The sequence below is a fragment of the Phytopseudomonas straminea genome, assembly GCF_900112645.1.
Classification (GTDB): domain Bacteria; phylum Pseudomonadota; class Gammaproteobacteria; order Pseudomonadales; family Pseudomonadaceae; genus Aquipseudomonas; species Aquipseudomonas straminea.
Window position 1 is genome coordinate 345538 of sequence record NZ_FOMO01000004.1, and the last position, 22333, is coordinate 367870.

The window sequence follows — 22333 nt, forward strand, 5'->3', positions numbered from 1 at the left end:
ACAACTCATGAACATCCTGAACCTGAAACCCGGCCACCTGACCCTGGCCGACCTGCGCGCCGCCTACCAAACGCCCGTGCACCTGAACCTGGACGCCAGCGCCCATCAGGCCATCGACGCCAGTGTCGCCTGTGTCAACCAGATCATCGCCGAGGGCCGCACCGCCTACGGCATCAACACCGGTTTCGGCCTGCTGGCCTCGACCCGCATTGCCAACGCCGACCTGGAAAAGCTGCAGCGTTCGCTGGTGCTGTCCCACGCCGCCGGCATTGGCGAGCCGCTGAGCGATGCCATGGTTCGCCTAATCATGCTGCTGAAGATCAACAGCCTGGCGCGTGGTTTCTCCGGTATCCGCCGCCCGGTGATCGAGGCGCTGATCGCCCTGGTCAATGCCGAGGTCTACCCGCATATCCCGCTCAAAGGTTCGGTCGGCGCCTCCGGTGACCTGGCGCCGTTGGCGCATATGTCGCTGGTGCTGCTCGGCGAAAGCCAGGCGCGGCACAAGGGCCAATGGCTGCCAGCCAGCGAGGCGCTGGCCATCGCCGGCCTGGAGCCGATGACCCTGGCCGCCAAGGAGGGACTGGCCCTGCTCAACGGCACCCAGGTGTCCACCGCCTACGCTCTGCGCGGCCTGTTCGAGGCCGAAGACTTGTATGCCGCCGCCAGCGTCTGCGGCGCGCTCAGCGTCGAGGCGCTGCTCGGTTCGCGCTCGCCTTTCGATGCACGCATCCATGCCGCCCGTGGCCAGCGTGGGCAGATCGATGCGGCAGCCGCCTTCCGTCACCTGCTCGGCGACAGCAGCGAGATCGGCCGCTCCCATGCCGCCTGCGACAAGGTGCAGGATCCGTATTCGCTGCGCTGCCAGCCGCAGGTCATGGGCGCCTGCCTGACCCAACTGCGCCAGGCCGCCGAAGTGCTCGGTGTCGAGGCCAACGCGGTCTCCGACAACCCGCTGGTATTCGCCGCCGAAGGCGAGGTGATTTCCGGTGGCAACTTCCACGCAGAACTCGTGGCCATGGCCGCCGACAATATCGCCCTGGCCATCGCTGAAATCGGCGCGCTGTCAGAGCGGCGCATCTCACTGATGATGGACAAGCACATGTCGCAACTGCCTCCGTTCCTGGTGGCCAACGGCGGGGTCAACTCCGGTTTCATGATCGCCCAGGTCACTGCCGCGGCATTGACCAGCGAGAACAAGGCGTTGGCCCATCCGCACAGCGTCGACAGCCTGCCGACCTCGGCCAACCAGGAAGACCATGTGTCCATGGCCCCGGCTGCCGGCAAACGCCTGTGGGACATGGCTGCCAACACCCGTGGCGTGCTGGCCGTGGAGTGGCTGGGTGCCTGCCAGGGCCTGGACTTCCGTGAGGGCCTTAAGAGCACGCCGGCGCTGGAGCAGGCGCGCCAGACGCTGCGCACCAAGGTGCCCTACTACGTAGAGGATCGCTTCTTCGCCCCGGATATCGCCGTCGCCGATGAGCTGCTGGCCGAACGCGTGCTGACGCCGTTGCTGCCGGCCGGCATGTTGCCGTCGGTAGGCTGAGCCGCGCTACATCTTTGTAGGAGCCGCGCCCAGCGGCGAGGGGAGTTATACCGCAGGTCTTGCTGAGTGGCTCCGACCGCTTTCGACCCGAGGCGGGGCTCCTACGAGATCAGTTGTATGGCTGATGTATCATCCGCGCACCGGGCATTACCAAGGAGTTGCCGTGACCAGTTCCACCCCGCGCTACAAGGCCATCGAGGATTTTCTGCTCGAGCGCATCGGCAACGGTGACTACCCGTTACATCACCAGATTCCCCCCGAAGAGCAGCTGGCCAGGGACTTCGGCGTCAGCCGCATGACCGCCAACAAGGCCATCAACAACCTGGTGCAGCAGGGTTACCTGATTCGCCAGGCGGGCCTGGGTACCTTCGTCACCGACCGCAAGTCCGAGTCTTCACTGCACGAGGTGATGAACATCGCCGCCGAGGTGCGCGCCCGTGGCCACACCTACTCCAATCGCATCCTGCGCAGCGAAGCGCTGGCCGCCGACGACGAAGTAGCGCTGCGCCTGGGTCTGCGCATCGGCGCCGAGGTGTTTCACAGCATCCTCGTGCACCTGGAAGATGGCGTGCCGATCCAGCTCGAGGATCGCTTCGTCAATCCACGCTGGGTGCCCCATTACCTGAGCAGCGACTTTTCCAAGCAGACGCCCAACGAAGTGCTGGTCGCCAGTTGCCCGATCAGCGACGTGGAGCATGTGGTCGAGGCCGTGCACGCCGACGCCCGCACCGCCGAATGGCTGGATATCGCACCGGGCGCCGCGTGCCTGTCGATGATTCGCCGCACCTGGTCGGACGAGCACCTGATCAGCTACGTGCGACTGATTCACCCGGGCGAGCGCTACAAGCTGCGCTCGAGCACCAAGCACCGCTGATCACAGCCGGAAATGCTGATGAATGGCCTGGGCCAACAGCGCCAGGGCTTCGTCGTGCTGCGCCTGGGCTGAGCGCAGGAACATCACCTCGTGCTCGGCAGCCAGGGGCAACTCCTCGACGATGCGCATGGCACTGGTCATCTTCGCGCGGTCCATCAGGGTAATCGCCAACCCTGATTCGACACAGGCCCTGATGGCCTGGCTGGACGGGCTTTCCAGCACCACCCGCCAGGTGTGCCCCGCCGCTTTAAGCGATTCCAGCATCAGGCTGCGGTACGGACATTCGGCTGCATGGATGGCCAACGGTAGCGTCTCCTTCCAGGCCTGGGGATAGGCCGCCGCCGCGACCCACACCGGCGTGGTGGCGACCAGCACCTGAGCCCGGGGCTCGCGCTGCCCCAACGGCAGGGTGAGTACCGCGCCGTGCAGCTTGCCGGCCTGCACCTGCTCGCGCAGCGTGTAGCTGGAGGCGGTCTTCACCTCCAGCACCACGTTGGGCCAGGCCGCCGCGAAGATCGGCAGGATGTCGCGGATCACGTGGGCAGCGTACTCATCGGGAATCCCCAGGCGGATGCGCCCGACCAGCCGCGGGCCATGCAGCTCGGCGAGCACCCGGTCGTGGGTACTGAGCAGTTCGCTGGTCGAGCGCAGCAGCCGCTTGCCCAGCGCGGTCAGCGCCACCGACTGGTTGTCGCGGTCGAACAGCCGGCCACCGGCGACCACCTCCAGACGCTGGATATGCACGCTGATCGCCGCCGGGCTCTTGTGCAACTGTTCGGCAGCGGCCTTGAAGCGCCCGCTACGTGCCACAGCGTGAAAGGTGCGGATCAGTTCGATGTCGAGCACGGCGCTCATGATTCAAAAACTCCGAACGACTCATTCAATACATTTTGATTTATTAGATTACGCCAACTTCGTAGGCTGGACCTACACCCTTCATCCGGTTTACCGCCATGTCCGTTCGACAGACTGCCCGCCTTTGGCCCGTTGTCATTCCCCTGCTGCTGATCGAGGCAGCGCTGGTAGTGATCTGGAGTTCGGGCTTCATCGGCGCGCGCTTTTCCATCGACCATGCGCCGGCCATGCTGGTGGTGTTCTGGCGCAGCCTGCTGTTCGCGCTGCTGCTGGCACCCTGGGCGCTGCCCCGCCTGCGCAATGCCGCGCCAGCCACCCTGCTGCGCCACGCCGCTATCGGTTTGCTGGCAATGGGCGGCTACCTAGCTGGTGTGGTTCAGGGCATCGCCTTGGGCGTCCCTGCCGGGCTTGCCGCCCTGCTGGCCGATCTGCTGCCCATCGGCGTTGCCCTGCTCAGCGTGCTGGTGCTGCGCCAGCGCCTGGGCTGGCAAACCTGGCTGGGTCTGCTCATCGGCCTGACGGGCGTGGTGCTGGTCACCTCGGATGCGCTGGCCTGGGGTGATGCGCCGTTGTGGGTGTACGGCTTGCCCCTACTGGGGATGTTCTCGCTGGCGGTCGCGACCCTGTGGCAGAAACGCACCAGGGCCACGGCGTCGTTCGACCTGCTCGGCAACCTGTGGCTGCAATGCTGCATCTGCTGCGTGCCGTTCGCGCTGCTGGCCGCGATAGACGGCAGCCTGATGCCGGTGCCCTCAGGCGGCTTCGCCCTGAGCGTGCTGTGGACGAGCATCTCCACCATCGGCGGCTACGGCTTGTACTGGCTGTGCCTGAAGCGCTCAACGCCGACCCGGGTGGCCAGCGTGCTGTACCTGAGTCCCGCGCTGACGCTGGTGTGGGCCTGGGCGATGTTCGGCGAGCCACTGTCCTGGGTGATGGGCCTGGGCACGCTGATTTCGGGGCTGGGAATCTGGCTGGTGATACGTAATGAACCAAAGGAGCGTGATGACGGGCCCGTGCAGGTGAGCCCGTCATCGGCACCCGTCAAAGCAGCTTGTCGAGGGTGATCGGCAACTGGCGGATGCGCTTGCCAGTGGCGTGGTAGACCGCATTGGCGACCGCCGCGGCAACGCCGACGATACCGATCTCGCCCACGCCCTTGGAGCCCAGCGGGTTGATGATGGTGTCGTTCTCCTCGACGAAGATCACTTCGATATCACCGATATCGGCTTGCACCGGCAGGTGATAATCGGCCAGGTTGTGGTTCATGCAGCGTCCCAGGTCATGATCGATCATCGCCTCCTCGTGCAGGGCCATGCCGATGCCCCACACCACGCCGCCGAGAATCTGGCTGCGTGCGGTTTTCGGGTTGATCACCCGGCCCGCGGCGATGGCGCTGACCACGCGGGTGACCCGCACCGTGCCCAGCGCTTCGTCCACCTGCACCTCGACGAACACCGCCGAATGGCTGGCACTGGCGTAGCGCTCACGCTGTTTGCCGGGCTGCGCCTGCACTTCGGCCTCCAGGCTGCCATGCCGGGCGAGTAGCGCGCCCAGCTCGACCGCACGGCTGGCATCCTCGCCCTGCTGTACGCGACCTGCACTGAAGCGTAGCGCCGCACCATCGCTGAACGGTGCCTCCGGCCATTGCCGGGCCGCTTCGCAGAGTTTTTCGGCCAGGGCCAGGCACGCCTCGCGTACCGCACTGCCCACCGATGACACGGTGAACGAGCCGCCCTGCAGCGGTGCCTTGGGCAGGCTGGAGTCACCGAGGCGAAACTCCACCTGGGACGGGTCCATACCCAGCACGTCAGCAGCGATTTGGGTCATCACCGTGGCGGTGCCTGGGCCGATGTCGCAGGTCGCGCTAGCGACGATCAGGCGGCCGTCGGCGGTGAAACTGGCGCGGGCGCTGGCCGGCATCTGCATGGCTTCCCACACGCCGGTGGCCATGCCGTAGCCGATCAGCTGATTACCCTCGCGCATGCCCCCCGGCTGCGGGCTGCGCTTGCTCCAGCCGAAGGCCTCGGCACCCTGCTGGTAGCAGGCGCGCAGCTCCTTGCTGGAATAGGGCTTGCCCTCGTTCTGGTTGGTTTCGGCGTAGTTGGTCAGGCGCAATTGCACGGGGTCGACACCCGCCGCCCAGGCCAGCTCGTCCATCGCCGACTCCAGGGCATAGAGCCCGGTCGCAGCGCCCGGCGCACGCATGTCCAGCGGCGTGTAGACATCCAGCGGCGCCAGCCGATAAGCCAGGCGCACGTGATCGCAGTGGTAGAGCATCCCCGACCATTCGGCGACGTGCTCGGTGAAATCTTCGAAGCGCGAGGTCTGGGCGATCACCTCGTGCACCAGGCCCTGCAACCTGCCACTTTCATCAGCGCCGAGCTGCAGGTGCTGCACCGCCCGCGGGCGATAGCCGAAGGTGAACATCTGCTGGCGGGTCAGGGTCACGCGCACCGATTGCTGCAGCTTCAACGCGGCCATGGCGGCCAGCGGCAACTGGTACTGCGGGCGCAGGCCGGAACCGAAGGCGCCGCCGACGAAGGAAGATTTGATACGCACGCGGCCAGGCTCGAGCTTGAGCACATCGGCCAGATACCGCTGGCTGTTCTGCGGGCCCTGGGTCTTGTCGTGCACCAGCAGGCTGCCATCGGCCTGGTAGATTACCGTCGATGCATGGGGCTCCATCGGGTGGTGATACTCGCACGGCAGTTCGTATTCCAGCTCCAGGCGCAGCGGCGCGCCAGCGATCACCCCATCGGCGTCGCCACGGGGTTTGGGCAGTTCGGCCGGCGCGGCGTGAGCCTCGCTGAGGGCTTCGCGCAGGTCGGTGGCATGGGGCTGCCGCTCGTAGCTGATGCGCACCAACGAGCCGGCATGACGGGCCAGCTCCAGGGTGTCAGCGACCACCAGCGCCACCGGCTGGCCGCTGTAGCGGATGCGCGCGTTGAACAACGGGCGAAAGGGCGAGCCGTCGGCGGCATCGTCATCCTCGTAGCTCTCGTCGTCCTGGGCCATGGGCGGACGATTGAGGTGGCTGAGCACCAGCTTGACGCCAGGCAGCGCCAAGGCTGCCGAGTCGTCGATGTCAGTGATGCGGCCGCGAGCGATCACGCTGCAGATCACGCTGCCATGCAGCAGGCCATCGGCCGGATGCTCGGCGGCATAACGCGCCTGGCCGCTGACTTTCAGCGGGCCGTCGACGCGGTCCAGGGGTTGGCCGAGGGTTCGCGCGTTCATGGGCGGGCTCCTTCTGCGGCGGTAGACAGGGCACGAACTACCGCGCGACGCGCCAGTTCGACCTTGAAGGCGTTGTGGGCCAGCGGCTGGGCATCCTTGAGCAGCAGCTCGGCGGCTGCCTCGAAATGTTCAGGTGTGGCGACCTGGCCAACCAGGCTGGCCTCCACGTCTACTCGCCGCCAAGGTTTGTGGGCGACACCGCCCAAGGCGATGCGCGCCTGGTGGATCTGGCCGTTTTCATCCAGCTGCAGCGCTGCGGCCACCGACACCAGGGCGAAGGCGAACGAAGCACGGTCACGCAACTTGAGGTAGGCGTGATGACTGGCGAAATCTTCGGCCGGCAGCTCGATGGCAAGGATCAGTTCGCCTGGCTCCAGCACCGTGTCGCGTTGCGGGGTATCGCCCGGCAAGCGGTGAAAGTCGCTCATGGCTACGCGGCGCTCGCCTTGCAGGCCGGTGATGATCACCTCGGCATCCAGGGCGGCCAGGGCCACGCAGAAGTCCGACGGGTGCACCGCCACGCAATGCTCGCTGGCGCCGAACAGCGCATGGTTGCGGTTCAGCCCCGCGCGGGCCGGGCAGCCGCTCCCCGGCTCACGCTTGTTGCACGGCACCTGGGCATCGTAGAAGTAATGGCAGCGGGTACGCTGCAGCAGGTTGCCGCCCGCGCTGGCCATGTTGCGCACCTGGGGCGACGCACCGGACAGCAGCGCCTGGGCGAGCAGCGGATAACGCCGCTCGACTTCCGGGTGCCAGGCCAGCTCGGCGTTGCCGACCAGAGCGCCGATGCGCAGGCCGCCCTCGGCGGTGGCGGTCACGTCACGCAGCGGCAACGCGTTGATGTCGATGAGGCGCTTGGGCCGCACCAGGTTTTCCTTCATCAGGTCGACCAGGTTGGTGCCGCCGGCGATAAACAGGCTGTCGGGCCCGGCCAGGCGCACCGCTTCGTCGATGGCCTCGGGTTTGCTGTAGGCGAAGGGGGTCATGGGCGCACCGCCTGTTCGCTCTCGGGTAGTGCCTCTTCGATGGCCGCCAGGATGTTGCTGTAGGCGCCGCAGCGGCACAGGTTGCCGCTCATGCGCTCACGGATGTCGGCAGCGTCGCCGACCCGCCCTTCATTGGCCAGGCCGACCGCCGAGCAGATCTGCCCAGGTGTGCAGTAGCCGCATTGAAAGGCATCGTGCTTGACGAAGGCACGCTGCATGGGGTGCAGCTCGTCGCCCGTGGCCAGGCCTTCGATGGTGGTCAGCTCACGACCGTCGAGCATGACCGCCAGGGTCAGGCAGGCATTGACCCGCCGGCCGTCCACCAGCACCGTGCAGGCGCCGCACTGGCCGTGGTCGCAGCCTTTCTTGGTACCGATCAGGTCGAGCTGTTCACGAAGCAGATCAAGGGCCGTGATCCACGGGTACACCTCGACCTGGGTGGGGCTGCCGTTCAACGACAGGGAAATCGTCCGGCGCTCGGCGCCAGCTGTGATGGTCTCGCTCATGGGGCTACCTCGGTTCGCTCGGATATCTCGTGCATCCGTTCAAAATCTGAGGTGAGGCCCGCCAAAAACGTTCAGGTTGGATCACGACCGTAGAGCGGTTCGTTGAAGAACCTCTTCACGGTCTCTTTGGGCGACATTGATGAGGCGGTTACAAGGCGGAAGCGGACATCAGGGCGCCGCTGCTTTTGTAGGAAGGGCTTTAGCCCCGAGCTTTAGATGGGTGAAAAGAGCTCGGGGCTGAAGCCCCTCCTACACGTTTACGCAAACGTCAGCTCCCGCCACTTGGCGGTCAAGCGCTGAAGCCGAGCCGAAAGATCGTGAGCAAGCCTTTAAGGCGTGAGCTTCTTCAATGGGTAGATGTCGTAGCGGCTGGACTTGCCCTCCAGCGCATAACCCGGCTTAGCGCCCTCGATGACCGGCGCCTTGCGCGGGCGCTTGACCACCACGCGGTGGCTGGCGAGTTTGAGCGCCGCCTCGAGCAGTGCCGGAGCATCCAGATCATCGCCGACGAAGGGACGGAACAGGCGCATCTCCTTTTTCACCAGAGCGCTCTTGTCGCGGTGAGGAAACATCGGGTCGAGGTAGATCACTTGCGGCGCCTCGCCCTGCCAACCGGCCATCAGCTCGATGGCGTTGCCCTGCAGCAGGCGCATGCGCGCGACGATACCTGCCACCTCGGCGTCCGCTGCCGCCCGCTGCAGGCCCTCCTCGAGCAGCGCACCGACCAGCGGCTGGCGCTCGATCAGGTCGACCTGGCAACCCAGGCTGGCCAACACGAAGGCATCGCGGCCCAGCCCTGCGGTGGCATCCAGCACCCGCGGGCGAATGCCCTGGGAGATGCCGACAGCCTTGGCGATCATCTGCCCAGCGCCGCCGCCGAACTGGCGACGATGCGCCACCGCGCCCTCGACGAAATCCACCCGCACCGGCCCTGGCGCCTGCGGGCCGAGCTCGACCAGCTGCAAGCCAGCCTCGCCCAGTTGCAACGCATAACCGGCCTCGCCTTCGAGCGGCAAGCCCAGACGCTGCGCCCATTGCTGCGCGCCGGCTTGCAGATGCGGCGCCAGGGCCTCCATGCGAATGCGCGCGTCGGGCTGTAGTTCACTCATTGCGGATCGTCCATCAACTCAGATGCGGCAGCTTTCAAGCAACCGCGGGGCTCAACTCGGGCCGACAGCAGCCGATACCTTGGAAAGCGCTAGTTTGCCAGAGCCCGACGTTCGATGTTTGAAGTCATCTCCCGTATTCCCGGTGACATCCGGGTAGCCGCCCAGAAATCCGGTACGCCATCGAGCGCCAGCGCGGCGCTGTACGACCAGATTCTGCGCAGCGTGCTGCGCGAGATGGAAAGCGCCATCGCCCAGCACTCGGCGCCAGCACTGGTCACGCCCACACCAACGGCAACCCCCGCCGATGAAGCGCCCCTGCAAGGCATGCGAACCTTGGAAGATGTGATGATGCAGCGCCAGTTCACCTGCTCGCTGAAAGACGTGGGCGCCGCCCTGCCCCTCGGAGAACTGGCGTCGCAGCAGAATCTGCTGGCGCCGTCTGGCAATGCCGAGAACGCCTCGAGCAACCCGCTGTTGGAAGAATCCCTGGCGCCCTGGGAGCTGCTGATGGGCCATCTGACCCTACAGCAACGCCTGGCTCGCTGAACTCAACGACACATGCGAAAACCGCCCATATCCAAGTGGAAATGATCGCGGTGCGCGGCGTTGTAGTCCGGACCCAGAGTAGTGTTGAAACTGGAGCACGCCGCCTGCTGCACCTGGCGCAGGAACAGCGACTTGTCATCCTCCCCCGGCCAGTCGCGCAGCACGCTGATGCGCCGGCCATCGGCCAGGCGAAAGCCGACGATATCCAGGGCATTGGCCGAGGCGTGCTGGCTGCGCCGCTGACTACCAGCGATGGTGCGGCAGGCGAAGCTGCCAACGTGGTCGACCTGCACCACACGCTGGCCGAAGCGCTGCTCAGCTGCCGGCTGCAGGCCGTGGCGCTCGAACAGGGCGAAGGCCGCAGCTACCGGGCAGGTGGCGATGAAGCTGCTGCTCAGGCGCACGTCGCTGCCCTGCACGCGTACCGTATTGGTCAGCGGGCAGTCGGCGGCAGGCGTGCTGTCGGGCAGCACAACATAACGCAGCGCGGACGTATCCAGCACCGTGCGGCATAGCTCGGCGTCGCCCTGCAGACGACGCAGCTTGTAGGCGGTCAGCCAGTTGGGCGTGTCGCGCAGGTCCAGAGGCGCCCAGGGATTCCAGCGCGGCGGCACGTCGATCCACTGGCGGTACAGCGCCAGTGGGCCGCCGACCACCACGAAGATCAGCAGCGCAATCAGGAACTGCCGCACGCTAGCCCTTGAACAGATCGTTGATGGCGTCGAACGGCAGGGCCTGTCGGGCGCCGCCCAGGTCGCCACGTTCGGCAAGCCCCGTGGCTGCCTGCAGAAAGGCGCCATAGGCAGCGCGGGCCAGATTGGAGCCCAGGCTGACACGCTTGACGCCCAGTTGCGCCAGCTCGTCTAGCGACAGTGTCAGGCTCGGCGAGCCGACCAGCACGTTGACCGGTTTGGGCGCCACCGCCTCGACCACTGCCTTGATCTGTTCACGACTGGTCAGCCCTGGCGCGTAGAGCACGTCCGCGCCCGCCTCAGCGTAAGCCACCAGGCGGCGGATGGTGTCGTTCAGGTAGGCACGGCCGTGCAGGAAGTTTTCCGCCCGCGCCGTCAGGGTGAAGGGAATGTCCAGCTCGCGAGCCGCCACCACGCAAGCGCGAATGCGCTGCACCGCCAGTTCGAAGGGGTAGATGGGCTGTTCCGGCCGGCCGGTGGCATCCTCGATGGAGCCGCCGACCAGGCCGACCTGCGCCGCCAGCCGCACGGTCGCGGCACATGCCTCGGGGGAATCGCCATAGCCATTTTCCAAGTCGGCGACCACCGGCAGCGAAGTCGCCTCGACGATGGCGCGGGCATTGGCCAGTGCCTCGTCGCGGTTTACCGCGCCTTCGGCATCGCGGCGGCCCAAGGAAAAGGCCAGTCCGGCGCTGGTGGTAGCCAGAGCGTGAAAACCAAGCGCGGCGAGCATCTTCGCCGACCCGGCATCCCAGGGGTTGGGCAGAACCAGTAGCTCGGCTTGCTGGTGCAATGCCCGGAGGCGTTCGGCACGTTCACGGTAGATGGACATCGGCTGCTTCCCTTGCGTCGAGTGAGCGCTCAGGGTATCGGAGTTCGCAGCTTCGGAAGAAATTCACTGTTCCGCGATCCGGCGCAAGGCAAATCGGCAGGAGATCAGCGTCGTGCCTGGGAAAGGCCCATCACCAATAACAACAGATTCTGGCTGGCTTCAGGAGACGCCTGGGTAACCCGTTTGATTTTCGGGCTCAGGCAATTGGTTCGGTGAGTGCTGGTCACGACACCTGGGCCAGGCTCATACCAGGAGGTCGCCGCGAACGCCGAAACGCTCAATGCAGCAACAAGAAACAAACCTCTGGCTACGCCTAAGCTCATGATCGCAACCTCTTGATAGTGCGGCCAATGCGTCCGCTAACACTAGATCACGATGGACTTGGAAAGGTTGCAACAAGACGAACGGTCAAAACCCTTTGCGCCGAAAGCGGTCTCGCCATCAGCCAACTATTGCCGCTGGCCCGCCAGCTAGACACTTGCGGTGCAAAAAAGCACGCAATAAAAAACCCCGCGCAGGGCGCGGGGTTTTCGGTACAGCTCAGGTGCCGGGAGGCTTACATCATGCCGCCCATGCCACCCATACCGCCCATGTCCGGCATGGCCGGAGCAGCCTTGTCTTCCGGCAGCTCTGCAACGATCGCCTCGGTGGTGATCAGCAGGCCAGCGATGGAAGCAGCGGCTTGCAGCGCGCTACGGGTAACCTTGGCCGGGTCGATGATGCCGAACTCGATCAGGTCGCCGTACTCGCCGTTGGCAGCGTTGTAACCGTAGTTACCGGAACCCTGTTTGACCTTGTCCAGAACCACGGACGCTTCGTCGCCAGCGTTGGTGACGATCTGACGCAGCGGCGCTTCGATGGCACGGCGCAGAATGCTGATACCAGCGTCCTGCTCCAGGTTGATGCCTTTGAGGCCGTCCAGAGCGGACTGAGCACGAACCAGGGCAACACCACCGCCAGGTACCACGCCCTCTTCGACGGCTGCGCGGGTTGCGTGCAGGGCGTCTTCAACGCGGGCTTTCTTCTCTTTCATCTCGACTTCGGTGGCAGCGCCGACCTTGATCACTGCAACACCGCCGGCCAGCTTGGCCAGACGCTCTTGCAGCTTCTCTTTGTCGTAGTCCGAAGAGGTCTCTTCAACCTGCTTGCGGATCTGGGCAACGCGCGACTCGATGTCGGATTGCTGGCCAGCACCGTCGATGATAGTGGTGTTTTCCTTGTTCAGGACTACACGCTTGGCTTGACCCAGGTGCTCCAGAGTGGTGCTTTCCAGGCTCAGGCCGATCTCTTCGGAGATCACGGTACCGCCGGTCAGAACGGCGATGTCCTGCAGCATGGCCTTGCGACGATCACCGAAGCCCGGCGCCTTGACGGCAGCGACCTTGACGATGCCACGCATGTTGTTGACTACCAGAGTAGCCAGGGCTTCGCCCTCGACATCTTCGGCAACGATCAGCAGCGGACGGCCAGCCTTGGCAACGGCTTCCAGGACCGGCAGCAGTTCGCGGATGTTGCTGATTTTCTTGTCGACCAGCAGCAGCAGCGGGCTATCCAGCTCGGCAACCATGGTGTCCGGCTTGTTGATGAAGTACGGCGACAGGTAGCCGCGGTCGAACTGCATGCCTTCTACGACGGACAGTTCGTTTTCCAGGCCCGAGCCTTCTTCAACGGTGATCACGCCTTCTTTACCGACTTTTTCCATGGCTTCGGCAATGATGTTGCCGATGGAGTCATCGGAGTTGGCGGAGATGGTGCCAACCTGGGCAATGGCTTTGCTGTCGGTGCACGGCTTGGACAGGTTCTTCAGCTCGGCGACGATGGCTGCGGTGGCCTTGTCGATGCCGCGCTTCAGGTCCATCGGGTTCAGGCCGGCAGCGACCGACTTCAGGCCTTCGGTGACGATGGCTTGAGCCAGAACGGTAGCGGTGGTGGTGCCGTCACCGGCAGCGTCGTTGGCCTTGGAGGCAACGTCTTTGACCAGCTGGGCGCCGATGTTTTCGATCTTGTCCTTGAGCTCGATCTCTTTGGCGACGGAAACGCCGTCCTTGGTGATCAGCGGCGCGCCGAAGCTGCGCTCCAGGACCACGTTACGGCCCTTCGGGCCGAGGGTGGCTTTGACTGCATCGGCCAGAACGTTGACACCGGTGAGCAGTTTCTTGCGAGCGGCGTCGCCGAATTTTACGTCTTTAGCTGCCATGTTATTTGATCCTCAATTCTTGACGATTAAACGGAAATTCGCGGTCGATCAGGCTTCGATAACAGCGAGGATTTCGCTCTCGCCCATTACCAGCAGGTCTTCGCCATTGACCTTGACGGTGTTGCTGCCCGAATACGGGCCGAACACCACTTTGTCACCGACCTTGACGGCCAGGGCACGGACTTCACCGTTGTCCAGAACACGGCCAGTACCAACGGCAACGATTTCGCCCTGATTCGGCTTCTCGGCGGCCGAGCCCGGCAGCACGATACCGCCAGCGGTTTTGGTTTCTTCTTCGCTGCGACGGATCACGACGCGGTCATGCAAAGGACGAAGCTTCATTGTCGATCTCTCCCAATAGTTGTTGAAATTACCGGTGCTCTCACCGGCAGGATCATGGCGCTGCGCAAACACCCAACGCCGAAATTTGCTTCAGCTGACGCTGAAAAACCTTGCGGTGTCCGCTACATAGGGGCGGCCAAACGCAATTCAAGGGCAGCCGCTAATTTTTTTACGCAGGCAACGGACGCTCGGCACCTGAAAAAGCAAGGCCCCGGTCAGTGAACACTGACCGGGGCCCGGGAGCAGCGCGCGGGATCAGTCGCGGCGCTCGTATTCACCTTCAAGCACATTGGGCTTGTGACCGCCGGGCTGGCCATTACGAGCCGCCATGTCATCGGCGAAAGCACGTTGCCGCTCGGCCTGCTCGGCAGCGCGTTGACGTACCCGCTCGACCAGCCAGCGGCGGGTGAAGGGCAGCAGGCAGAAAATGCCGATGACATCACTGATGAACCCCGGCAGCAGCAACAGGCCACCACCGACTGCCATCATCAGGCCCTGCAGCACTTCCTGATCCGGCATTTCGCCGCGCGCCAGGCGCTCGCGGGCACGCCAAGCGGTGGTGATACCGGCGATGCGCAGCATCAGGCCGCCGAAGATCGAGGTGAGAATCACCAGGGCAATGGTCGGCAGCACACCGATAGCACTGCCCACCGAGATGAGCACGGCCAGCTCGAGAATCGGGAACAGCAGGAACAACAACGTGAAAATGCGCATCGCGGTTTCCTTGACGGAAGAACACCTTCCAGTAGGAGAGAAATATGGGGTGTTGCGCTTAATTCAAGCTGAAGTTTCGACTTCTCAAGTAGCCGCCACGTTCCAAGCCAGGCGACGCGGGGCTTCGGCTAGGCGAGCAGCGCTGTTACAGGATGTTGGTGATCGCGATTACAGGCACTGGTGCGCCGGCCTCGTCGCACTCTATGCTGCTGCCGGTACGTCATGGCAATCGACCGGCGCGAACAAGCGAATCACCTTGCACCGGTACGACCCGTTCGACTCTCAATCAAGGGAATTGGCATGCAACTCCAAGACAAAGTCATCATCATCACCGGCGGCGGCCAGGGCCTGGGCCGCGCCATGGCCGAGTATCTCGCCGAGCGCGGCGTGCGCCTGGCACTGGTCGACCTGAATCAGGAAAAGCTCGATGAAACCGCCACGGCCTGCCGGGCCATCGGCGTGCAGACGCGTACCTACCTGTGCAACGTGGCCAACGAAGAACAGGTGACTCAGACCGTGGCGCAGATCGCCGAGGACTTCGGTTCGATCAATGGCCTGGTCAACAACGCCGGCATCCTGCGCGATGGCCTGACCATCAAGGTCAAAGACGGCGAGATGAGCAAGATGAGCCTGGCCCAGTGGCAGTCGGTGATCGACGTCAACCTGACCGGCGTGTTCCTGTGTACTCGCGAAGTGGCGGCGAAGATGATCGAGCTGCAGAACGAGGGCGCGATCATCAATATTTCCTCGGTGTCGCGCGCCGGCAATATCGGCCAAGCCAACTACTCGGCAGCCAAGGCGGCGGTCGCTGCCGACACCGTGGTATGGGCCCGCGAGTTCGCCCGTTATGGCATCCGCGTGTCCGGCGTGGCGCCCGGATTCATCGAAACCGACATGGTCGCCAGCATGAAGCCCGAAGCGCTGCAGCGCATGACCGACGTGATCCCGCTCAAGCGCCTCGGCAAGCCGCAGGAGATCGCCCACGCCATCGCCTTCCTATTGGAAAACGACTACTTCACCGGGCGCATCCTCGAACTCGACGGCGGCGTGCGGCTGTAAGGCGTCAGCCGGCAAACGCCGGACAACAGAAAGCCCCGCATCTGGCGGGGCTTTTTGCTGTGCATCGGCTTGGCTTACCAGCCTACACCGAAGCCCAGAGTGTAACGGGTTTCGTCCTTGTCGCCTTCCGATCCACTGACCTGATCCTTGGAAGCCTTCATGTTCAGCGACGCCCAGTCGGTGACCTTGTAGCGCAGGCCCACTTCGGCATCCAGGGAATAATCGGCAGCGCCGGCCAGCGGCTTGCCAATCTCGCCATTGCTGAACAGCTCGATGGTCTTGCCGACCAGGTAGCGGTTGTAATCCCACTTCATACTGATGGCGTAGAAGTTATCCTTCTCGCCATTGGCAAACTCGTAGTCGGAACGGTTGATCAGGCCAGCCAGAGAGAAGGCGCCGAGTTCGTTATCCCAGAACTGGTAACCCGGACCGGTACCGACAGTGCGCTGACGGGCCAGATCCTCGATCTTGTCGCGCTTGTATTCCAGGCGCCCCTGCCAGAACCACTTCTCGTCGAGAAAGCGGTCCAGCGCGTACTCGGTGCTCCAGTTGTCGGTACTGACCACGTCGTCCTTGAGTTCGCGGTTGTAATCGACCTCGGCGTTGTGACGCCACTTGCCATGACGCGCCTGGGTCTTGAGATCGACATCGTAGTCATCGGTGTCGCGCTCGGCGCGCTTGTAGTCCATGGCCACGTCGACGTTGCCCTTCCACAGGAAGTCTTCCACCAGCGGCTTGGGCTTCATGATCTGCTTGATGCTGGCCAGCTCGACGGTCTTGGGTGCAGCGCCATTGGCCAACGTCACCTTGCCGGGCTCTGCGGCCTGCAGCGACTTGGCCCGCTCGCCGGTGATGTCGTTTTCCTTGACCAGCAGTTCGCGGTCGCTTTCCAGAGTAGCGACCTGCTTCCAGTCCAGCGGGATGGAGCCGCCGTATTCGGTCTGCAGCATCAATTTGCCGCCGTCGAAGACACGGATGGTCCCGGTCAGGCGGTCGCCGTTCTTCATCCAGACGGTATCGGCCATCAGCGGCGTGGCGGCCACGCTAAGGCCCAGGCACAACAGAGTACGAGTAAACATAAGCGGACGAGTCTGCTCCGGTTCGCGGGAAATCGGGCATTATCCGCATACCCGAAAATTGAGCAAGAAATGACCGACGGAAATGCCTTGAGTTCATCGAGAGCCGTTATTCGTCGGCCTCAGGAGTCTGTAATGCCCGCGCTACAGCCCGGTGACAACGCCCCTCGTCCAGACGATCAGCAAGCCCGCCGCGATGCCCTTTATCTGGCGCTGGCCCAGGTGCCGCCCGGCAAGGTGGTGACCTATGGCGAACTGGCGGCGCTGGCCGGCCTGGGACGTGCAGCGCGCTGGGTCGGCCGCACCCTAGGCCAGTTGCCGGACGGCACCACCCTGCCCTGGCATCGGGTGGTCGCGGCTGGCGGCCGGTTGAGCCTGACAGCAGACTCGCCAAGCGGGGTTGAACAACGTGCCCGATTGCGCGTCGAAGGGGTGCTATCCCACAATGGTCGGGTGGATATCCGACGCCACGGCTGGCGGCCCCTGGAGCACGAGGCATGAGACTCGCGGCGCCACGCGCAACCGGCTTGCACTGACCCGACCCTAGCCCCTAGAGTGCGCCACTTGTTCATGCTTTCTCCCTCCAGGCCGATCCCCCTCAATGCATCGTAAAAGCTGGCGCGACGCGGTCGCCGCCTATTCCAGCCCCTCGACACTGGTTCTTCTGGTGCTGGGCTTTGCCGCCGGCCTGCCTTACATGTTGGTGTTCTCGACCCTGTCGGTGTGGCTGCGCGAAGCCGGCGTGGCGCGGGAAACCATCGGTTTCGCCAGCCTGATCGGCCTGGCTTACGCCTTCAAATGGGTGTGGTCGCCGCTGCTCGACCAATGGCGCCTGCCGCTGCTCGGCAAGCTCGGCAGGCGACGTTCCTGGCTGGTGCTGTCGCAGATTCTGATCGCCGTCGGCCTCGCCGGCATGGCGCTGTGCGATCCGCACACCCACCTGACCTGGCTGATCGCCCTCGCCGTGCTGGTGGCCTTCGCCTCGGCAACCCAGGACATCGCTGTCGATGCCTACCGTCTGGAGATCGTCGACGACACCCGCCAGGCCGCCCTGGCCGCCAGCTACATGGCCGGCTACCGGGTCGCCGCGCTGCTCGCCACCGCCGGCGCACTGTACGTCGCCGAGGGCCTCGGCTCGACCACCCTGCTCTACCAGCACGCCGCCTGGGCCGGCACCTACCTGCTGTTCGCCCTGCTGATGCTGCCGGGCCTCCTGACCAGCCTGTGGATGAAAGAGCCGGCGGTGTCGATGAAGACCCAGCTGGCCGCCGCCAAGTATGGATTCAGCCACCAGATCGCCTCGGTGCTGGTGCTGATCGTGCTGCTGGTGTCGGTGCCGGCGATGTTCACCCAGCTCTACAACACCGACTTCCCCAGTCTGGTCACCGGTGAAGCCACGCTGCTGGACCTGTTGCTCGAGGACCGCGCCTTCCTGCGCGCCATCCTCTATACGATCCTGACTGCCCTGTGCCTGTCGTCCATGGGCCGCCGCGGACTGGCGCCAGTACTCACGCCGGTCAACGACTTCATCCTGCGTTACCGCTGGCAGGCCTTCCTGCTACTGGGGTTGATCGCCACCTACCGCATGTCCGACACGGTCATGGGCGTGATGGCCAACGTCTTCTACATCGACCAGGGCTTTACCAAGGACCAGATCGCCAGCGTCAGCAAACTGTTTGGGCTGATCATGACCCTGGTCGGCGCCGGTGCCGGCGGGTTGCTGATCGTGCGCTTCGGCATCATGCCGATCCTGTTCATCGGCGGCGCGGCGTCGGCGGCCACCAACCTGCTGTTCATGGCCCTGGCTGGCATGGGCGCCAACCTGCAAATGCTGATCTTCACCATCTCGGCGGACAACTTCAGCTCCGGCCTGGCCACGGCGGCGTTCGTCGCCTACCTGTCGAGCCTGACCAACCTGAAGTTCTCCGCCACCCAGTACGCGCTGCTGAGCTCCATCATGCTGCTGCTGCCACGGTTGATCGGCGGCTATTCCGGCGTACTGGTGGAGAAGTTCGGCTACGCGGATTTCTTCCTGATCACCGCACTGATGGGCGTACCGACCCTGCTGCTGATCCTGCTGCAGTGGCATCGCCAGGGTAACCGGGCCAGCGCGCTACCGGCCGACGAGCCACCGAAGCAGGAATGACGCCCATGAAAAAGCCGACTCTCGTCGGCTTTTTCGTTTCTGCGGGCCGCGCGTCAGCCGGCCTTGCCCTGCTGCATCATCTGCACCATGCGCGGCGGCTGCGCCAGCTCGACGCCCTCGGCGCGCAGACGATCGCGCACGCTCTCGTTGAGCATGAAGATCACTGGCCAGTAATCGCCGGCAGCCGTCCACATGCGCAGCGACAGGTTGATCGAGGTTTCGCCCAGGCTAGATACCACCACCACCGGCGCCGGCTCCTGATGCACGCGCGCATCCTTGGAAAGCTCCAGCAGCACTTCGCGAGCCTTGGCCAGGTCGGCATCGTAGTCGAGCTTCACGTCGTACAGCACCTGGCGGGTGTTCTGCCGCGAGTGGTTGGTGATGATGCCGTTGGACAGGGTGCCGTTGGGCACGATCACCACCTTGTTGTCACCGGTACGCAGCACGGTGTGGAAGATCTGGATGTAGTCCACCGAACCGGAAACACCCTGGGCCTCGATGAAGTCGCCGGCCTTGAAGGGGCGGAACAGCATGATCAGCACGCCGCCGGCGAAGTTCGCGAGGCTGCCCTGCAGCGCCAGGCCGATGGCCAGGCCCGCCGCACCGATCACCGCGATGAACGAGGTGGTCTCCACGCCGATCATCGACGCCACGCTGATGATCAGCAGCACTTTGAGCACAATGCTCGCCAGGCTACCGATGAAACTGCTCAGCGCGCGGTCGACCTTGCGGCCGTCCATCAGGGCGCTGACCTTGCTGGTCAGCTTGCTGATCAGCCACCAGCCGATCAGCAGGGTAACGATGGCCAGGGCCAGCTTGCCGCTGTACTGCAGCAATACCGGAATCCAGGCCTGTGACATGACGACCAGCTGGTCGATGCTCATATCCATCGGGCATTCCTTCTAGCAATTCAAACGAAAACGCCATGGCAGGCCATGGCGTTTGCTCGGGCGTTCACGAACTTGCGACGCTGCCGTTCCGTCGGGGTTCAATAAACCCCGCCCTATCAGTCGCGGAAATTGTTGTACTGCAGGGGCATGCCGAAGTCCTTGCCGCGCAGCGAGGCGATGCATTCCTGCAGGTCGTCGCGCTTCTTGCCAGTAACGCGCACCTGCTCGCCCTGGATGGCGGCCTGCACTTTGAGCTTGGCGTCCTTGATGTGGGCGACGATCTTCTTGGCCAGCTCCTTGTCGATGCCTTCGCGGAATTCGACTTCCTGCTTGATCACCTTGCCGGACGCATACGGGTCCTTGGTCTCCATGCACTGGCTGTCGATCTTGCGCTTGATCAGGCAGCTGCGAATGATGTCGAGCATCTGCTCAAGCATGAAATCGGCTTCGGCGGTCAGCGTAACGGCCTTGTCCTTGACTTCGAAACTGCACTTGCCGCGCAGGTCGAAGCGCCGCTCCAGCTCCTTGGTGGCATTATCCAGGGCGTTGGTGAGTTCGTGTTTGTCCAGCTCCGACACCACGTCGAACGAGGGCATGGAATTCCTCCAGTTAAAAAGCGCGACCGGCAGCACCGTTTCGCGAGTCGCTGCCGGCAGCCGCCTTGGCCGCGCTACGAATGCATCGGGCTGGGCGCCAGTTCGCGAGATCGTGAATTAAGTCTGCGCAAATCGCGCGGATGGCTTGACGATAAAATTGGCGCGATCATTATATCCGCTCTGATACAGATCGCTCGGCGTTGTATTGGTTACTCCCTTCCCTCGACCTGTTTTCCTGCCCGCGAGTGCCATAAAAAATGCCCAACCCCCATCTCAGTATTCTGGTGGTGGACGACGCCAAGTTCTCGAGCGCCATGATCGGCCGTGCATTGAGCCAGGCTGGATATCAGGATATTCGCTTCGCCAGCAGCGCTGCCGAAGCCATCAGCAATCTCGAACAACGCCCCGCCAGCGTACTGCTGGCAGACTGGCTGATGCCCGAAATGGACGGTCTGGAGCTGACCGGACGGGTGCGCCAGCTCGACGAGGCGGCCGAGCACTACACCTACATCATCCTGCTGACCGGCAAGGAGGGCGAGAACGTCCTCAACGAAGCCTTCGACCGCGGCGTCGATGACTTCATCAGCAAGTCAGCGATGAACGAACAGCTGCTGCCCCGGGTATTCGCCGCCGAACGCCTGTGCAGCACCCTGCAGCGCCTGCTCCACGAAAACGCCCTGCTGGTGCAGAACATCGCCAGCCTGGAAGAACGCAACCTGGTCGACCCACTGACCGGCCTGGGCAACACCCGCTACCTGAAACAGAAGATGGCCGACAGCCTGCGCCAGGTGGAATCGCGTGGTGGCGCACTGTGCTACCTGATGATCGGTCTGCAGGGCGTCGACGAGCTGAGCGCACGCCACGGCGCGGTATTCAGCAACGAGTTGCTGCGCAGCGTGGCCCGCCGCCTGCAACAGCTGGTACGCCCGCTGGACGTGCTGGTCAGCCTGGATGATCGTCATTTCGCACTGATCACCCTGCTCGAAGATCTGCAGGAATGCTCGCCGAGCAGCTTCAAGCGTCTGCACGAAGGCCTCAACCTCAAGGCCTTCAAGACCAGCGAAGGCTTTATCAGCCTCAAGGCCGGCATCGCCGTGGTCGGGCTGGACAGCAAGGCCATGCCCATGGAGCAGCAGCAACTGCTCGACCTGGCCACTCGTCTGCTACCCGAAGCCCACGCCAGCGGCCGCGTGACCGCGGTACGCCTGCCCCGTCCATGAGCTGGCATGTACTCGGTGCCGGCAGCCTGGGCAGTCTGTGGGCCTGCCGCCTGTTTCGCGCCGATGTGCAGGTGCAGCTTGTGCTCCGTGACCCGCGGCGTCTGACCGCGTATCGCCAGGCGAGCGGCCTGACCCTGGTCGAGCAGGGCCACAGCCACCTCTACCCTATCCCGGCCAGCGACCTGCAGGATTCGGCGCCCATCGAGCGTCTGCTGCTGGCCTGCAAGGCCTATGACGCCGCTGAGGCGATTGCCGCCGTGGCCCATCGCCTGACACCGGCTGCCGAAGTCGTCCTGCTGCAGAACGGCCTGGGCAGCCAGGACGAAGTGGCGCAGCAGTTGCCTGGCCGCCGTTGCCTGCCCGCCTCCAGCACCGAAGGCGCGTTTCGTGACGGTGACTGGCGCGTGGTATTCGCCGGTCAGGGCCACACCTGGATCGGCGATCCATGCGGCGCGGCGGCGCCTGCCTGGCTGCAGGAACTGGAACGTAGCCAGATTCCCCACACCTGGAGCGCGGACATCCTCGCGCGCCTGTGGCGTAAGCTGGCGTTCAATTGCGCGATAAACCCGCTGACCGTGCTGCACGGCTGCCGCAATGGCGAACTGGTGCGCTATCACGAACAGGTCGATGCGCTATGTACCGAGCTGGCCGAGCTGTTGATCGGCTGTGGCCAGGTAGAGGCCGCCCAAAAGCTGCATAGCGAAGTGTGGCGGGTGATCGAGGCCACGGCCGCCAATTACTCGTCCATGTACCAGGACGTCGCCGCTGGTCGGCGCACCGAAATCAGCTACCTGCTCGGCTACGCCTGCGCCGCCGGCGAACGCGCTTTGCTGCAGCTGCCGCAGCTGAAAGCCTTGCACCAGCGACTGCAGGAGCATCTGGACGGCCACGGATTGCCGCGCTATTGAGTCAC

22 protein-coding genes are annotated in these 22333 nt (G+C 64.2%); 9 read left to right on the forward strand and 13 right to left on the reverse strand.

The window, feature by feature from the left end:
* The first annotated feature begins 7 nt into the window (after positions 1 to 7).
* A complete protein-coding gene (gene hutH / locus BM279_RS12095; RefSeq protein WP_093504046.1) occupies positions 8 to 1543 on the forward strand; it encodes a histidine ammonia-lyase in 1536 nt (511 codons plus the stop codon).
* A 163-nt stretch (positions 1544 to 1706) separates the two neighbouring features.
* A complete protein-coding gene (gene hutC / locus BM279_RS12100) occupies positions 1707 to 2417 on the forward strand; it encodes a histidine utilization repressor (protein ID WP_093504048.1) in 711 nt (236 codons plus the stop codon).
* On the opposite strand, the gene BM279_RS12105 is transcribed toward hutC, so the two are convergent.
* Positions 2418 to 3272, reverse strand: a complete 855-nt coding sequence (locus tag BM279_RS12105) for a LysR family transcriptional regulator (RefSeq protein WP_093504050.1) — start codon at positions 3270 to 3272, stop codon at positions 2418 to 2420.
* A gap of 98 nt (positions 3273 to 3370) precedes the next feature.
* Here BM279_RS12105 and BM279_RS12110 point away from each other — a divergent pair, with 98 nt between their 5' ends.
* Positions 3371 to 4336, forward strand: a complete 966-nt coding sequence (locus tag BM279_RS12110) for a DMT family transporter (protein ID WP_093504052.1) — start codon at positions 3371 to 3373, stop codon at positions 4334 to 4336.
* On the opposite strand, the gene BM279_RS12115 is transcribed toward BM279_RS12110, so the two are convergent.
* From BM279_RS12115 to BM279_RS12130, 4 genes are all read right to left on the reverse strand, one after another.
* Positions 4314 to 6509: a xanthine dehydrogenase family protein molybdopterin-binding subunit gene (locus BM279_RS12115; RefSeq protein WP_093504054.1), complete on the reverse strand. Its 2196-nt coding sequence runs from the start codon at positions 6507 to 6509 to the stop codon at positions 4314 to 4316. The genes BM279_RS12110 and BM279_RS12115 overlap by 23 nt on opposite strands.
* Entirely contained in the window at positions 6506 to 7495 is a 990-nt protein-coding gene (locus BM279_RS12120) for an FAD binding domain-containing protein (protein WP_093504056.1), read from the reverse strand. Before BM279_RS12120 ends, BM279_RS12115 begins: the two co-directional genes overlap by 4 nt.
* Positions 7492 to 8001, reverse strand: a complete 510-nt coding sequence (locus tag BM279_RS12125; protein ID WP_093504058.1) for a (2Fe-2S)-binding protein — start codon at positions 7999 to 8001, stop codon at positions 7492 to 7494. The genes BM279_RS12120 and BM279_RS12125 overlap by 4 nt, the downstream gene beginning before the upstream one ends.
* Before the next feature lie 329 nt (positions 8002 to 8330).
* On the reverse strand, positions 8331 to 9110 hold the full coding sequence (locus tag BM279_RS12130) for a class I SAM-dependent methyltransferase (protein ID WP_093504060.1): 780 nt from the start codon (positions 9108 to 9110) through the stop codon (positions 8331 to 8333).
* A 114-nt stretch (positions 9111 to 9224) separates the two neighbouring features.
* Here BM279_RS12130 and BM279_RS12135 point away from each other — a divergent pair, with 114 nt between their 5' ends.
* The gene (locus BM279_RS12135) at positions 9225 to 9656 is read left to right on the forward strand and encodes a hypothetical protein (RefSeq protein ID WP_093504062.1); all 432 of its coding nucleotides are present in this window, start codon (positions 9225 to 9227) and stop codon (positions 9654 to 9656) included.
* A gap of 2 nt (positions 9657 to 9658) precedes the next feature.
* On the opposite strand, the gene BM279_RS12140 is transcribed toward BM279_RS12135, so the two are convergent.
* The 5 genes from BM279_RS12140 to BM279_RS12160 form a co-directional block, all read right to left on the reverse strand.
* Positions 9659 to 10348 carry an extensin-like domain-containing protein gene (locus BM279_RS12140; protein ID WP_093504064.1) on the reverse strand — a complete coding sequence of 230 codons (690 nt, stop codon included), beginning with the start codon at positions 10346 to 10348 and terminating at the stop codon, positions 9659 to 9661.
* A gap of 1 nt (position 10349) precedes the next feature.
* Positions 10350 to 11180, reverse strand: coding sequence for an isocitrate lyase/PEP mutase family protein (locus tag BM279_RS12145; RefSeq protein WP_093504066.1), 831 nt, complete (start codon positions 11178 to 11180; stop codon positions 10350 to 10352).
* A 556-nt stretch (positions 11181 to 11736) separates the two neighbouring features.
* Complete coding sequence (groL, locus tag BM279_RS12150; protein ID WP_093504068.1) at positions 11737 to 13377, reverse strand: chaperonin GroEL; 1641 nt, start codon at positions 13375 to 13377, stop codon at positions 11737 to 11739.
* 48 nt (positions 13378 to 13425) lie between these two features.
* On the reverse strand, positions 13426 to 13719 hold the full coding sequence (locus BM279_RS12155) for a co-chaperone GroES (RefSeq protein ID WP_093504070.1): 294 nt from the start codon (positions 13717 to 13719) through the stop codon (positions 13426 to 13428).
* A 255-nt stretch (positions 13720 to 13974) separates the two neighbouring features.
* Positions 13975 to 14433 carry an FxsA family protein gene (locus BM279_RS12160; RefSeq protein ID WP_093504072.1) on the reverse strand — a complete coding sequence of 153 codons (459 nt, stop codon included), beginning with the start codon at positions 14431 to 14433 and terminating at the stop codon, positions 13975 to 13977.
* A gap of 300 nt (positions 14434 to 14733) precedes the next feature.
* Between BM279_RS12160 and BM279_RS12165 the strand changes: the two genes are divergently transcribed.
* Entirely contained in the window at positions 14734 to 15492 is a 759-nt protein-coding gene (locus BM279_RS12165; RefSeq protein WP_093504074.1) for an SDR family oxidoreductase, read from the forward strand.
* 74 nt (positions 15493 to 15566) lie between these two features.
* Here the strand turns inward: BM279_RS12165 and BM279_RS12170 are convergent, their stop codons facing one another.
* The gene (locus tag BM279_RS12170) at positions 15567 to 16571 is read right to left on the reverse strand and encodes a DUF481 domain-containing protein (RefSeq protein WP_093504076.1); all 1005 of its coding nucleotides are present in this window, start codon (positions 16569 to 16571) and stop codon (positions 15567 to 15569) included.
* 132 nt (positions 16572 to 16703) lie between these two features.
* Here BM279_RS12170 and BM279_RS12175 point away from each other — a divergent pair, with 132 nt between their 5' ends.
* Positions 16704 to 17069, forward strand: coding sequence for an MGMT family protein (locus tag BM279_RS12175; protein ID WP_093504078.1), 366 nt, complete (start codon positions 16704 to 16706; stop codon positions 17067 to 17069).
* A 100-nt stretch (positions 17070 to 17169) separates the two neighbouring features.
* Positions 17170 to 18714, forward strand: a complete 1545-nt coding sequence (locus BM279_RS12180) for an AmpG family muropeptide MFS transporter (RefSeq protein WP_093504080.1) — start codon at positions 17170 to 17172, stop codon at positions 18712 to 18714.
* Between the two features lie 53 nt (positions 18715 to 18767).
* Here the strand turns inward: BM279_RS12180 and BM279_RS12185 are convergent, their stop codons facing one another.
* Positions 18768 to 19604, reverse strand: a complete 837-nt coding sequence (locus BM279_RS12185) for a mechanosensitive ion channel family protein (protein ID WP_093504082.1) — start codon at positions 19602 to 19604, stop codon at positions 18768 to 18770.
* A 116-nt stretch (positions 19605 to 19720) separates the two neighbouring features.
* Entirely contained in the window at positions 19721 to 20200 is a 480-nt protein-coding gene (locus BM279_RS12190; RefSeq protein ID WP_093504084.1) for a YajQ family cyclic di-GMP-binding protein, read from the reverse strand.
* Between the two features lie 257 nt (positions 20201 to 20457).
* On the opposite strand from BM279_RS12190, the gene BM279_RS12195 reads away from it, so the two are divergent.
* On the forward strand, positions 20458 to 21420 hold the full coding sequence (locus BM279_RS12195; protein WP_093504087.1) for a GGDEF domain-containing response regulator: 963 nt from the start codon (positions 20458 to 20460) through the stop codon (positions 21418 to 21420).
* Positions 21417 to 22328: a putative 2-dehydropantoate 2-reductase gene (locus BM279_RS12200; RefSeq protein ID WP_093504088.1), complete on the forward strand. Its 912-nt coding sequence runs from the start codon at positions 21417 to 21419 to the stop codon at positions 22326 to 22328. The genes BM279_RS12195 and BM279_RS12200 overlap by 4 nt, the downstream gene beginning before the upstream one ends.
* The last annotated feature ends 5 nt before the right edge of the window (positions 22329 to 22333 follow it).